Source organism: Bradyrhizobium sp. LB14.3 (assembly GCF_040547985.1).
GTDB lineage: Bacteria > Pseudomonadota > Alphaproteobacteria > Rhizobiales > Xanthobacteraceae > Bradyrhizobium.
The window spans coordinates 69968-83150 of the sequence record NZ_JBEPQT010000015.1; the positions used below are offsets into that span (position 1 = coordinate 69968).

Genomic DNA, 13183 nt, shown 5'->3' on the forward strand with positions numbered 1-13183 from the left:
GCGAATTGCGAGGTCCACCTGCTTCAGAGTTCATCCACCCTGATTCCCGGCGACACCGTCTGGCGGCGGTGCAAGGTGCGGCGCGTGGCGGTTCTGAACGATGCTGCCGCTTATTTCTCGGCCCTGCGGGACGCGCTGCTGGAGGCGCGAGATCTCGTCTACATCATCGGATGGGATATCCATAGCGAGACCAGGCTGGTCGGCGCTTCCGGACAGGCGGATGACGGCCTGCCGGAACGGCTCGGCCCATTCCTGCGCGCGCTGGTTCAACGCCGTCCCGCCTTGCGGATCAACATTCTCGTCTGGGATTTCGTCTCGTTTTACGCTGCGGAAAGGGAGTGGAACTCCGCAGCGAAATTCACCGCCGCAACAGATGGCCGCGTCCGATTTCATCTGGATTCCACGCTTCCGTTTGGCTCGGCCCAACACCAGAAGATCGTCTGTGTCGATGGTTCACTGGCGTTCGTCGGCGGGCTCGATCTGACGATCAGGCGCTGGGACACGAGTGACCATCGCGCCAAGCACGCATCGCGCTGTGATCCCCAGGGCAAGCCATACCTGCCATTTCATGATGTTCAATGCATGGTCGACGAGGATGCGGCGGCGTGGCTGTTCGACCTCGCAGAGCAACGCTGGCGAGCGGCAGGTCAACAGCCTGATGATCGGCACGCGCCGAAGGGCATTCGGTGGCCGGCGAATGTGCCGGTGGAGGCCGAGCACTTGCCGGTGGGTATCGCCAGGACCGAGGTCATCGGTCCTGCAGGTCTAGGCATCAATGAGGTCGAACGCTCGTTGATCGCAGCGATCCGGTCGGCGACGAGCTTCGTCTATATCGAAAACCAGTTTACCAGCGCCATCAAGATCGCGCGTGAATTGGCGGAGCAGATGTTGCGCGTACCTTCGCTTCGGATTCTGGTCGTCGCTCCCAAGCTGCATTCCTCGTGGCTGGAATCCCAGGCCATGCAGAATGGCCGTGGTGCCTTCATCGACTGTTTCAGCGTGGCTGGCGTCGCAGATCGCATCCGCTTCGTCTACCCGGTCTCAAGCAGCGGGGATACGGAAGCAGCCGTGATGGTGCACAGCAAGCTGATGGTCGTGGACGATCGGATCTTGAGAATCGGCTCGGCGAACCTGAACAATCGCTCGATGGGCGCCGACAGCGAATGTGACCTGATCTTCGAATCGGCCTCCGACCAGCATCGGGAGTTCATCGCTTCGGTCCGCCGGCGCCTGATCGCCCATTTTTGCGGTCTCGACGAACAGACCGTAGCGCAAAACGAAGATCGTCTTTTCGCGCTCCTGGACGATGTCTCGATAGCCGATGGGGCGAAGACGCTGCGGGACGTGGAATCCTCGGTCCTGACCAGTACTCTGGCCATAATGGTTCAGCCGGTGGCGGACCCTGAGCGGCCTCTTCATCTGGAGCGGGCGGCATCTCGCATGTGGAGCACGAAGACGATCATCGGGATCGTGTCGATTGCCGTGGCGCTGTTTGGACTGGCGATGGCCTGGTCGTACACGTCCTTGAGCGATTTCGCCGATGCGGGGCGTATTTCGACGTTCCTGTCTGCCTACGCGCAGTCCATCTGGGGGCCACCATTCGCGATCGCGGTTTTCGTGGTGGGCGGCTTGGTCGTGTTTCCAGTTCTCGTGCTCATTGCGGCAACTGCTGCCGCACTCGGACCATGGCTAGGCTTCGTCACCGCAATGACGGGCGTCTTGCTCAGCGCCTTTGTCCTTTTTGCGATCGGGCGGGCACTCGGCCGCGAACGCCTCCAACTTTTGCTCGGACGACGTGCCGCGCGCATCCAGGAACGTGTTGTCGGCAAGGGAATCCTGGCTGTCGTTGTCATCCGGATGATTCCCGTAGCGCCGTTCTCGGTGGTGAACGTCGTGGCCGGTGCGAGCACGCTGCCTCTGCGTGACTTCCTGGTCGGAACCCTGCTCGGCATGACGCCCGGGATTCTCGCCATGGCAGTTCTGGGCGCTCAGATCGCAGATCTGGCCAGAAATGCGTCCTGGACCAACATATTGCTCCTCGCACTGGCGTTCTTAAGCTGGGTCGCGATCTGCGCAGGCGCGCAATTCGTCGCGACGTGGCTCGCCGGGAGGCGCTGATGCGCTTCATGACGTGGAATGTGCATGGCACGTTCAATCTCAATCCGAAGTTCGATCTGGAGGGGATCTGTTCCATCGTTCGCAAATGGGCTCCCGATGTCGTCGCGCTTCAGGAGGTGGATTCGCGATCGCGATCAGACGATCCGTTTGCGAAGCTGGCGAGTGTTGTCGGCGATCACCGTGTTCACGCCAAGTCGATCGTCACGGCGGATGGCGAATACGGCCAGACGCTCCTGAGCCGGTTTCCATTCTCCGGCCCGCCGGAGATCGTCGACGTGTCCTATCGTGAGCGGGAGCCGCGCAGAGCGATTGCGACGGGGCTGCTGACGCCGGTTGGCGATGTACGCGTGGTGGCCACGCATCTCGGCTTGAGTATCCACGAGCGCCATGCGCAAGCTCAGGCGCTGGTGAGCCTGGTGAAACCTGAAAGGACCGTCGTCCTCGGGGATTTCAACGACTGGTTTTGGGTCAAATCGGTGCGGCGCGTGCTCGCGCAGGTCTGCCCAAACCGTACGCGGCTGCGAACTTTCCCGTCGCATTTACCTCTTCTGCGGCTTGACCGGATCTATGCAACGTCCGACAGCCGGATCGGGAAAGTTTGGACCGACGAAGAGGCAAGGGCCTATTCAGACCATTTGCCGGTGATTGCGGACATCGAGATCTCCCCCGACGGGAGATGATCTGGTCATCTTCAGGATTTCCGAAGATCGTAGAATGCCACTGTTTTGCCCGACGCGTCAAACGGTTCGGCGCCGAGGGTCAAAAACGAGACATTGGAAAGCATTGCATTTCAAAGGGTTGGCTACTGTGCATGGGGTTGTTTTCGAGCGTTTATCGGAGCGGCCTTCGGCGGGTGAGGTCGTTCGATAAGCCCTTGAAGAGTTGCTTTTCCGGAATGGCTGAGGCGCGCGCGGGTTCGATTTGCGGAACTTCTTTCCCGCTTGCGCGTTGTCGTGGCATGACTGAAGACCTTTCCTACCGACGCAAACCCTTGACCCCTGAACAGCGCCAAGCGCGCGATGCCACACGCCGGATCGAGGCCGAAAAGGCCATGCGCGATCATGAAGAGGCGCAGAAGGCGTTTTATGCCAACAAGGAACGGCTGAGGGCCGAACGGCTGGCACGTGAACAGACGGGGGCGAAGGGCTGACCGAACGCGGCCGCCACGCCAAAGACGTCTCTGCCCCGAGCGCCGGCCTCAGTGCCGGTGGGGGACGCGCGTCACGCTCAACGCCTGCTTCAGTGCTTGAACGGCGCTTGCGAAAGGTTTCCGTGGCGATTGCGCCTCGATCGCTTCGGCTGCGACGCGACAATCGTCCGCGACCTTGAGCAACCCGCTTCGCGCGAGGTCCATGGTGGAGAGGGCTGCCTGCTCCAGGCAGACCCGTTCAAGCCGTCGAAACTCCCGCAACTCTTTGTTCATGCGTCAGCTCTCGATGTCCCGGGGCCATGCGGCGCTGAGTCTGCTTAATGAATGGTTAAAACATCTCTACCTAGCCGGGTTGGCTGGCGTAGAGCTGGTGCGTGCCGGTGCATGCGCCCGGTCTGCGGCGCGGCCCGGGCGGGCTTGACGGCATTTGTCTTCCGCCGGAAGCTTCAACGATCGGAAACTGACATGAACCACGGAGACGTTCGCTTCCAGCCAGTCCGATCATCAGCCAAAGCGAGAATGGAGCTGATCATGACCACGTTCGACAAGCGCGAGCAGGGCTTTGAGACCAAATTCGTCCACGACGAGGAGCTCATGTTCAAGGCCACGGCCCGGTCCAACAAGCTGCTCGGGCTCTGGGCCGCAAGCCAGCTTGGCCTCAGCGGCGATGCCGCGGCCAGCTATGCGACGGCGTTGGTGACGGACCATCTGGAAAGCCAGACGATGGACGAGATCCTCGACAAGGTGTCAGGCGATCTTGCGGCCAGGGGCGTAGCCCGCGAGCAGGTCGCGGCCAGGCTTCAGGAATGTTTGCATCAGGCGTTGCAGCAGCTTGAAGCTGACAAGTGAAAGAAGCCGGCCGCGATCGAGGAGATGCCGATGACGGCCATGGCGAGCTTGATCTTGAGGACGCTCGCAGTGACGTGGCTGAGCCATTCCGGCTCGCTTCCCGGCACCGTGCCGTTTCGTGCTACCGTGCCGAGCGGGAGGCGGGAAGTGTCTTGGAGCGGCTTCGGCAAGTGGCCCGGCGCGATCGCGCTCGCCGCTGCGATCCTGGTTGGCTGTAGCGGCGCTGAGGCGTCGGCGACGCCGCTGACGCCGTTTCGCTACGAGGCGCAGGCGCAGCGTCATTGCCCGCATGACCAGGTCGTCTGGCTCGATTTCAGCAAAGGCGTCTACTACGGCAGGCGTCAGAAGCCGTACGGCCAGGGTTATGACGGCAGCTTCGTTTGCCTGAGCGAGGCCCGCGACAGCCTCTATCGTCGCTCGTTGTTTGGGCTGCGCTAAAACGGGAGCAGGGCAATCCAAAACAGATCGCGTGCTGCATCGCGGTGGTGTCGTGGTTAGAAAAAGGAAAGTGGTGGTGGTGCTCAGCCGAAGGCCAATGCCACGAGGCTCGAGCAGAGCAGGACCAAACCGCCGGCGGTCAATGCCAGGAAGCTATCGGATACGAGGTCATGGTTGCGCATGGGACACCTGTCACTCTTGTCTTCGATGCTCGATCGGATCGATTAAGATTGTCCGAACGGGCCGTCTTGAAAGAGGTGATGCTTGCCGCCCGCGCGAGTGCCTCAGGCCCTCGTGCGGTAACCTTCAAACGCATGGGCCAAGAATATCCCCGCGCTTACCAAACCCATCAGTGCCGAAACCGTCTCGATCATCGTCCAATTCCATTCCGCCCTGCACGCGAGAAAACGCGGGCGGCCTTGCACAGTCAAAAGAATTCCGGTGAGCGACGCGACAATGGGGGTGGAGTGAGGATTTGGCGCAACAGAATGTCCGGCGGTGGCACAGAGCAGGGTGACCCCGACCCATAGTTCAGCGGCGAGAAGCAAACGCCCCGTTTACCATCCCGGCGTGAACGCTGTGGGCTCCCCATTTCCGCCGTGTTCGGGTTGCGTTATCGTTACTACTTCGGCGCGGTGGTGGGCCGCCTCGGATTAAAGGACCGGACAGCGCTTCCCCGTAGCCAAAGCGGGTTGGGTACGCGTCCGGCGAAATGGTATTTGGGGCGAATGGGGATCCGACGGTCAGATTCGGTTTTGCGGGCCGCGCGAGCTGTTGCGGCGGCCGCGGCCTGCCTCGCGCTTGCCAATTGCGCCTCCTCAAACAAATTCGCCAGCCGCGTCGATCCGAAATACGGCGTGTCCTCGAGCCCTCGGGTCGTGGCTTTGGGTGACCCGGTCCCGAAGGGCGGTGGCACTTACCGCGTCGGCAAGCCCTATGTGGTGGGCGGCCGGACCTATGTGCCCGAGGAGGACGTCAACTACCGCGCCGAGGGCATGGCGTCCTGGTACGGCGACGATTTCCACGGCCGCCTGACCGCCAATGGCGAGGTATTCGACATGGGCTCGCTGACCGCGGCACATCCGACCCTGCCGATGCCGTCCTATGCGCGGGTCACCAACGTCTCGAACGGCAAGTCGCTGATCGTCCGCGTCAATGACCGCGGGCCCTATCACGGCAACCGGCTTATCGACGTCTCGAACAAAGCCGCTGAACTCCTTGAATTCAAAGGCAATGGCGTCGCCAAGGTCCGTGTCGAATATGTCGGCCGGGCGCCGCTCGAAGGCTCCGATGACCGCCAGCTGATGGCCACCCTGCGGACCGGGATCCCGGCGCCGTCACCCTCGATGGTCCGGGTCGCCTCCGCGAGGCCCTTCGTACCGGAGCTGCCGTCGTCGAACCGCGGCGCCATTCGCGGCAAGGTTCCGACGCCGGAGGGACGACCCTACAATCTCGGCAACACCTCCGCCGACATGGCTTCACTCAGTGCGACCTCGGAAATGTCGGCTTCGAGCCGCAACCGGGGCCGGGCGCTCCAGAACGCGCGCGCCGTGTCCTATGACGGGGACGGCCGCTACGCCACCGAGAGCGCGCCTGACGGTGCCGCCGAGGCGCGCAGCATCCTGAGCGGCCGCGGCCTCTACTAGGCCGCGCTTTCCTTCAAGAACCTGACCAGCGCCGCATTCACCTCGTCGGGCCGCTCCTGCTGGACCCAATGGCCGGCGCCCTCGATGATCAGCTTTTGCGTCAGATTGGGCAGCACGCGCTCGAGCTCGTTGACGCGCTTGGCTCCGATCAGGCCGGTGATGACGGCGTCTTTCGAACCGGCAATGAAGAGCGAGGGCTGGTGGATCTGCGCATTCTGCCACGGCGCCGTCAGCTCCCAATTGCGGTCGAGGTTGCGATACCAGTTCAGTCCGCCGCGAAAGCCGGACTTGCGGAAGGCTTCGGTGAAAAAGGCGAGGTCCGCCACGCTGAGCCAGTCCGGCAGCGGTTCTTCGGCGGTCGCATGGCCGAGAAAGCCCATACCCTCCTGCACGAACATGGCCCCGGAGGGATCGGCAAGGCCGCGCCCGCCGAGCACGACGCGCATGGTGCGCGCGACGTCGTGCTCGAACTCGGCCTCGGCCACGCCGGGCGCCTGGAAATACTGCCAATAGAAATTGGTGACGCCGCCCTGGCGCAGAAGGTCGAGCGGCTTGCCGCGGCCGCGGAATGGTGGCGGCACGCTCAGGCCTGCGACCGCCGTGAAGATGTCCGGCCGGAACAGCGCCGCGTGCCAGGCCACCGGTGCACCCCAGTCGTGGCCGACCACCATGGCCTTGCTCTCGCCGAGTGCCTGCACGAGACCGACGACGTCGCCGACCGTGTCGAAGATCGAATAGGGGGCGACGTCAGGCGGCGCTGAACTTTGGCCATAGCCGCGCATGTCGGGAGCGACGACGTGAAACCCGGCCTCCGCCAGGGCCGCGATCTGATGGCGCCAGGAGTAGGAGAGTTCCGGCCAGCCGTGGCACAGCACCACCAGTGGACCCTGACCGGCTTCGCGGATGAACAGGTCTATCCCGTTGGCCTTGATCACGCGGGTGGAGGACATCGCTTTTCCGCCTTGTTTCAGGGGTTTGGTCAGAAAATCTCAGGTGCCACGATAGGGGCGCGACAAGAATCGTGCAATCTCGGGACACGCGACCGGCCTCGTGTTGTTCGCACCGATTCCAGCTGTTAAAAACGCCGCTCTCAGGGCTTGGCCATGGCATTTCGTCTTTTTTCGTTTGGTCGCACCCGGTTCAGCGCCGGAGCGCTGGCGCGCGGTCTGATCGCTGCGGCTGTGGTGGCGGGCATTGGCTGGGGCGGGGCGCTTTACGCCGCCAACCAGAGCGTCCAGGGCGCCAAGAAGTCGGAAGATTCCGGCTTCGACGGCGACGCCCCGACCGCGATCCTGATCGAAGCCTCCAGCGGCAGCGTGCTGTTCGAGAAGAACGCCGACGAACTGCGCGCGCCCTCCAGCATGATGAAGCTGATGACGGCGGAAGTCGTCTTCAACGCCATCAAGAAGGGCGACGTCAAGTTGACCGATGAGTACCGGATCAGCGAGAATGCCTGGCGCAAGGGTGGGGCGCCCTCCGGCGGCTCGACCATGTTCGCCGCCATCAACAGCAAGGTCTCCGTCGACGACCTCCTGCACGGCGCGATCATCCAGAGCGGCAACGACGCCTGCATCGCGCTGGCCGAAGGCATCGCCGGCAATGAGCGGATCTTTGCCGCCGACTTCATGACCAAGCGCGCCCGCGAGCTTGGCCTGACGAAGTCGACCTTCGGCAATTCCAACGGCTTGCCCGACCCCGGCAACAAGATGACGGTGCGCGAGCTCGGCATCCTCGCCCGGCACATCATTCTCGACTTCCCCGAATTCTACCAACTGTTCGGCGAGAAGGAGTACACTTGGAACAAGATCCGCCAGCCCAACCGCAATCCGCTGCTCAATTCCATGGAAGGCGCTGACGGTCTGAAGACCGGCTACACCAAGGAAGGCGGCTACGGCATGGTCGGCTCGGCAGTGCAGAACGGCACGCGGCTGATCGTTGTCATCAACGGGCTGGAAGACGCTGAAGATCGCGCCACGGAAGCCAAGAAGATGCTGGAATGGGGTTTCCGCAATTTTGAGACCCGCACACTGATGGCGGCCGATCAGCCGGTCGGCTACGCCAAGGTGTTCGGCGGCGAGAGCCGCTCGGTGAAACTGGTCGCCAAGTCGCCCGTGCAAGTGATGGTGCACAAGAACGGCGGCGACAAGCTGATCGCGCGTGTCGTCTATAGCGGCCCGGTGCGCGCGCCGATCGAGGCCGGCCAGAAGGTCGGCGTGATCAGGGTCTGGCGCAGCGGCAATATCGCGGTGGAGACGCCGGTCTATGCCGCTGACGCGATCGGCACCGGCTCGACCATGCGGCGTGCAATCGACGGCGCCAGCGAGCTCGTGATCGGCATGTTCCGCGCGGGCGCCGAGAAGCTCTGATCATGAGTGAAAGCGCGGTAAAGTGGCCGTCCGGACGCGGACGCTTCGTCACCTTTGAAGGCGGCGAGGGGACGGGCAAGTCGACCCAGATCAAGAAGCTCGCCGATCGTCTCAAGGCGGCAAGGATGCGCATCCTCGTCACGCGCGAGCCGGGCGGCTCGCCGGGCGCCGAGATCATGCGCCATCTGGTGCTGTCCGGCATGGGCAAGCTGCTGGGACCCGAGGCCGAGACGCTGCTGTTCGCGGCCGCCCGCGACGACCATGTCCGCACCGTGATCCAGCCCGCGCTCAACCAGGGCACCTGGGTGCTGTGCGACCGCTTCGCCGACTCGACGCGGGCCTATCAAGGCAGCCTCGGCCGCGTGCCGACGGCGCTGATCAACGCGATGCAGCGGGTCACGATCGGCGATCTCAAGCCGGACCTCACCATCATTCTCGACCTACCGGTCGAGATCGGCTTGCAGCGCGCGGCCGCACGCCGCGGCAGCGGCACGCCCGACAGGTTCGAGGCCGAGAAACTCGGTTTCCATCAAGGGCTGCGCGAGGCCTATCGCAAGATCGCGGCGGACGATCCCGCGCGCTGCGTGCTGATCGACGCCAATTCCGATCCCGATACGGTTGCCGGACGCGTCTGGACCGCGCTGCGGGATCGTCTGCTTCCGACGCCGGCATCGGTGGTGTCCCTATGAGCCCGCGTCAGACCGAGCGCGAATCCGCCATTCCTCATCCGCGCGAGACGAGTCTTCTGTTCGGCCATCGCGAGGCCGAGACCGCGCTGCTTGCCGCCTATCGCAGCGGGCGCATCCCGCATGCCTGGCTGATCGGCGGGCCACAAGGCATCGGCAAGGCGACGCTGGCGTATCGGATGGCGCGCTTCGTGCTCGCTCACGGCCAGCCGTTGGCGCCTTCCGTGCAACGCGCCGAAGATCTCGCCATCAATCCTGATAACGCCGTGGCGCGGCAGGTTGCGGCGAGCTCGCATGGTGGCTTGCTGACATTGGAGCGCACCGCCAACGACCGCGGCGTGATGCGCACCGTGATCACCGTGGACGAGACTCGCGAGACGATTGGCTTCTTCGGCTCGACCGCGGCGGCCGAAGGCTGGCGCGTCTGCATCGTCGACACCGTCGACGATCTCAATCCGAATGCCGCCAACGCGCTGTTGAAAATTCTCGAGGAACCGCCGCAGCAATCGCTGTTCCTCCTGGTGAGCCACGCGCCGGCCCGCGTCCTCGCAACGATCCAGTCGCGCTGCCGCAAGCTGCGCCTGCGCGCGCTCGCAACCGACGATGTGATCGGTGCAGCCGCCGCCACCGCCGATCTCGACCCGAACGATCCGGCGTTGCGCGAGGCGGCGGAGGCCTCCGAGGGCAGCGTCGCGCGGGCGCTGACGCTGCTCGGCGGTGATGCCCTGAAGCTCCAGCAACGAACGGCCGCGCTGCTAGCGCGACTGCCGCAGGTCGATCCGCGCGAATTGCACACGCTCGGCGATTCGCTTGGCACCAGCGACCGCGTTGCGCTTGCCGCCTTCATCGACGGCATCGATCGCTGGATCGCGGAACGCCTGCACGCCGACGAAGCCAATGCCAACCAGAACCTGCCTCGCCTTGCGCGTCTAGCTGAGGTATGGGAAAAGATCATCCGCGCCGCGCGCGACACCGAAACCTACAATCTGGAGCGAAAGCCCTTGGTTTTCTCGGTGTTCGGCTGGCTGGCGGACGCAACGCGCTAGGCGCAGGTTCGTTTCCAAATTTCGAGAAGCCGGTAAAGGAATTCGTCGTGGCAGCGCGAGCTAAGAAAACCGCTAAAGGCAAGAGCAGCAAGAAGAAGAAGACTGCGAAGAAAGCCGCGAAGAAGGTTGTAAAGGCGCTCGCGCGCAAAGCCGCCAAGAAGGTCAAGCAAGCCGCTAAGACCAAAAAGACGGTCGCCAAGAAGGGCATGAAGAAGAGCGCTGCGAAGACGGCAAAGAAAGCCGGCAAGAGGGTTGCGAAGAAGCAGACCGTTGCCAAGAAGGCGGTGAAGAAAGCAGCCAAAAAGCCAGCCAAGACTCCTTCAAGAACCAAGGCTAGTTCGAAAAACAAGATTCCTTCAAAAAACAAGGCTCCTTCGAAAAACAAGACTTCAGCGAAGCAGGTGATGAAGAGCGCGAGGGTGACTGCTTCTCCCGCGATCGCAGCACTGGCTCCCATCGCCACGCCGCCGAAAGTTGCCAAACCCAAGGCGGCGCGCGCACCGAAGCCCATCGCAGCGCCGCAAGCCACCACGCCCGTGGCCGCCCCCGCGCGCGACAACGTCTTCTACATCACGACCGCGATCGCCTATCCCAACGGCCATCCGCATATCGGGCACGCCTATGAGGCGATCGCCACCGACACCCTGGCGCGCTTCGCCCGGCTCGACGGCAAGGATGTGTTTTTCCTGACCGGCACCGACGAGCACGGCCAGAAGATGGTTCAGACAGCGACCAGTGAAAAAATGTCCGCCTCGGAGCTCGCCACCCGCAATGCGGCCCGTTTCAAGGAGATGGACGAACGCCTGAACGTGTCGTTCGACCGCTTCATCCGCACCACCGAGGCGCAGCATCATCGCTCCAGCCAGGAGATCTGGCGGCGCATGGAAGCGAACGGCGACATCTATGCCGACACCTATGCCGGCTGGTACTCCGTGCGCGACGAAGCCTATTACGCCGAGGACGAGACGCGCCTGAACGATGACGGCGTGCGGCTCGGACCGCAGGGCACGCCGGTCGAATGGGTCGAGGAGAAGAGCTACTTCTTCCGCCTGTCGTCCTATCAGGACAAGCTGCTCAAACTCTACGCGGATCGTCCCGAGTTCATCGGGCCGGATTCCCGCAAGAACGAGGTGGTGAGCTTCGTCAAAGGTGGCCTGCGCGATCTCTCGATCTCGCGCACCACGTTCGACTGGGGCGTCAAGGTGCCCGGTGACGAAGAGCACGTGATGTATGTCTGGGTCGACGCGCTCACCAACTACATCACCGGTGTCGGCTTCCCCGACGAAAGCGATAAGAACTGGCGCTACTGGCCGGCCGACGTGCACATCATCGGCAAGGACATCATCCGCTTCCACGCGGTGTACTGGCCCGCGTTCCTGATGTCGGCCGGCATTCCCGTGCAGAAGCGGGTCTATGCGCACGGCTTCCTGTTCAACAGGGGTGAGAAGATGTCGAAGTCGGTCGGCAACGTGGTCGACCCTTTCAACCTCGCCGACCAGTACGGCGTCGACCAGATGCGCTATTTCTTCCTGCGCGAGGTGCCGTTCGGACAGGACGGCAATTACAATCACGAGGCCATCGTCGCGCGCATCAATGCCGATCTCGCCAACGATCTCGGCAACCTCGCGCAGCGCTCGCTGTCGATGATCGCCAAGCAACTCGGTGGCGTGCTGCCGGAACCCGGCGAGTTCAGCGACAACGACAAGGCGATTCTGTCACAAGCCGACGGCATGCTCGCTGCGTCGCGCGAAGCGATGGCGGGTCAGCAGATCCATCACTGGCTCAACACCGTGTGGGCCGTGGTGGCGGAAGCCAACCGCTATTTCGCGGGCGAAGCGCCGTGGGCGCTGGCCAAGACCGATCCCGTCAGGCAAAGGACGGTACTCTACGTCACCGCCGAAGTCGTGCGTCAGATCGCGATCCTGGCCCAGCCGGTGATGCCGACGGCCTCGGGATTGCTGCTCGACAGCCTCGGTATCCCCGAAGGAGAGCGCAGCTTTGCCGCGCTCGCCGGCGCCAGCCGCATCGCGCCAGGCTCGACGCTGCCCGCGCCGACGCCTGCCTTCCCGCGCTACATCGAGCCGGCAGCCTGAAGGCATTCGCACCATGCTGGTCGACAGTCACTGCCATCTGGATTTCCCCGACTTTGCCGAAGATCTCGACGGGATCGTGTCGCGCGCGCGAGCGGCCGGCATCGGCCGCATGGTCACGATCTCGACGCGGGTGCGAAAGCTGAACCAGCTTCTCGCCATCGCCGAGCGCTACGACGACGTCTATTGCTCGGTCGGCACCCATCCGCACAACACGGATGAGGAAGACGGCATCGCGCCGGACGAGCTCATCGCACTGACGCAGCATCCGAAGGTCGTTGCACTCGGCGAAGCCGGGCTCGACTATTTCTACGACGACGGTTCGCCGGAGGCGCAGGCGAGGGGATTTCGTGCCCACATCGCCGCCGCCCGCGCCACCGGCTTGCCGCTGGTGATCCACACCCGCGAGGCGGACGAGGATTGCGGCCGCATCCTGGAAGAGGAAGCCGCCAAGGGATCGTTTCGCGCCGTGTTGCATTGTTACACTGGCGGGCGCGAGCTGGCATTGAAGGCGGTGTCGCTCGGGTTCTATGTCGGTTTCACGGGCATCCTGACCTTCAAGAAGTCGGAGGCGTTGCGCGCGCTCGCAGCCGAACTGCCGTCCGACCGGATTCTGGTTGAAACAGACTCGCCCTACCTTGCGCCCGGCAAGTTCCGGGGCAAGCGCAACGAACCGGCCTATGTGGTCGAGGTCGCAAAAGTGCTCGCCGAAACCCGCGGCGTGTCGTTTGACGAGATCTCGCGCCAGACAAGCGAAAACTTCTTTCGCCTGTTTTCAAAGGTGAAAGCTTAGG

General features: G+C 63.4%; 13 protein-coding genes and 1 pseudogene. 11 read left to right on the forward strand and 3 right to left on the reverse strand.

Going from position 1 to position 13183, the window contains the following annotated elements; genetic code table 11:
* Window positions 1-84 precede the first annotated feature (84 nt).
* From ABIB00_RS24780 to ABIB00_RS24790, 3 genes are all read left to right on the forward strand, one after another.
* Entirely contained in the window at window positions 85-2118 is a 2034-nt protein-coding gene (locus ABIB00_RS24780) for a VTT domain-containing protein (protein WP_354106174.1), read from the forward strand.
* The gene (locus tag ABIB00_RS24785; protein ID WP_354050481.1) at window positions 2118-2798 is read left to right on the forward strand and encodes an endonuclease/exonuclease/phosphatase family protein; all 681 of its coding nucleotides are present in this window, start codon (window positions 2118-2120) and stop codon (window positions 2796-2798) included. The genes ABIB00_RS24780 and ABIB00_RS24785 overlap by 1 nt, the downstream gene beginning before the upstream one ends.
* Before the next feature lie 278 nt (window positions 2799-3076).
* Entirely contained in the window at window positions 3077-3268 is a 192-nt protein-coding gene (locus ABIB00_RS24790) for a hypothetical protein (protein ID WP_247353488.1), read from the forward strand.
* Window positions 3269-3316: 48 nt separating this feature from the next.
* Here the strand turns inward: ABIB00_RS24790 and ABIB00_RS24795 are convergent, their stop codons facing one another.
* Window positions 3317-3541 carry a hypothetical protein gene (locus ABIB00_RS24795; RefSeq protein WP_247353331.1) on the reverse strand — a complete coding sequence of 75 codons (225 nt, stop codon included), beginning with the start codon at window positions 3539-3541 and terminating at the stop codon, window positions 3317-3319.
* A 258-nt stretch (window positions 3542-3799) separates the two neighbouring features.
* Here ABIB00_RS24795 and ABIB00_RS24800 point away from each other — a divergent pair, with 258 nt between their 5' ends.
* Window positions 3800-4117 carry a DUF1476 domain-containing protein gene (locus tag ABIB00_RS24800; protein ID WP_354106175.1) on the forward strand — a complete coding sequence of 106 codons (318 nt, stop codon included), beginning with the start codon at window positions 3800-3802 and terminating at the stop codon, window positions 4115-4117.
* Window positions 4118-4131: 14 nt separating this feature from the next.
* Here ABIB00_RS24800 and ABIB00_RS24805 read toward each other — a convergent pair.
* Window positions 4132-4212: pseudogene (locus ABIB00_RS24805) on the reverse strand (YqhA family protein); the annotation flags it as partial.
* A gap of 52 nt (window positions 4213-4264) precedes the next feature.
* On the opposite strand from ABIB00_RS24805, the gene ABIB00_RS24810 reads away from it, so the two are divergent.
* Both ABIB00_RS24810 and ABIB00_RS24815 read left to right on the forward strand, forming a co-directional pair.
* A complete protein-coding gene (locus ABIB00_RS24810) occupies window positions 4265-4555 on the forward strand; it encodes a hypothetical protein (RefSeq protein WP_354106176.1) in 291 nt (96 codons plus the stop codon).
* 728 nt (window positions 4556-5283) lie between these two features.
* Window positions 5284-6201, forward strand: coding sequence for a septal ring lytic transglycosylase RlpA family protein (locus ABIB00_RS24815; protein WP_354106177.1), 918 nt, complete (start codon window positions 5284-5286; stop codon window positions 6199-6201).
* Here ABIB00_RS24815 and ABIB00_RS24820 read toward each other — a convergent pair.
* Window positions 6198-7151 carry an alpha/beta fold hydrolase gene (locus ABIB00_RS24820; RefSeq protein WP_354106178.1) on the reverse strand — a complete coding sequence of 318 codons (954 nt, stop codon included), beginning with the start codon at window positions 7149-7151 and terminating at the stop codon, window positions 6198-6200. The genes ABIB00_RS24815 and ABIB00_RS24820 overlap by 4 nt on opposite strands.
* A 153-nt stretch (window positions 7152-7304) precedes the next feature.
* Here ABIB00_RS24820 and ABIB00_RS24825 point away from each other — a divergent pair, with 153 nt between their 5' ends.
* From ABIB00_RS24825 to ABIB00_RS24845, 5 genes are read left to right on the forward strand one after another with little or no spacing between them, the layout of a single operon-like run.
* Window positions 7305-8567, forward strand: coding sequence for a D-alanyl-D-alanine carboxypeptidase family protein (locus tag ABIB00_RS24825; protein ID WP_354106179.1), 1263 nt, complete (start codon window positions 7305-7307; stop codon window positions 8565-8567).
* Window positions 8568-8569: 2 nt separating this feature from the next.
* Window positions 8570-9256 carry a dTMP kinase gene (gene tmk / locus ABIB00_RS24830; RefSeq protein WP_247445720.1) on the forward strand — a complete coding sequence of 229 codons (687 nt, stop codon included), beginning with the start codon at window positions 8570-8572 and terminating at the stop codon, window positions 9254-9256.
* A complete protein-coding gene (locus tag ABIB00_RS24835) occupies window positions 9253-10299 on the forward strand; it encodes a DNA polymerase III subunit delta' (RefSeq protein ID WP_354106180.1) in 1047 nt (348 codons plus the stop codon). Before tmk ends, ABIB00_RS24835 begins: the two co-directional genes overlap by 4 nt.
* A gap of 47 nt (window positions 10300-10346) precedes the next feature.
* On the forward strand, window positions 10347-12392 hold the full coding sequence (metG, locus tag ABIB00_RS24840) for a methionine--tRNA ligase (protein ID WP_354106181.1): 2046 nt from the start codon (window positions 10347-10349) through the stop codon (window positions 12390-12392).
* A 13-nt stretch (window positions 12393-12405) separates the two neighbouring features.
* Window positions 12406-13182 carry a TatD family hydrolase gene (locus ABIB00_RS24845; protein WP_354106182.1) on the forward strand — a complete coding sequence of 259 codons (777 nt, stop codon included), beginning with the start codon at window positions 12406-12408 and terminating at the stop codon, window positions 13180-13182.
* Window position 13183: the final 1 nt, after the last annotated feature.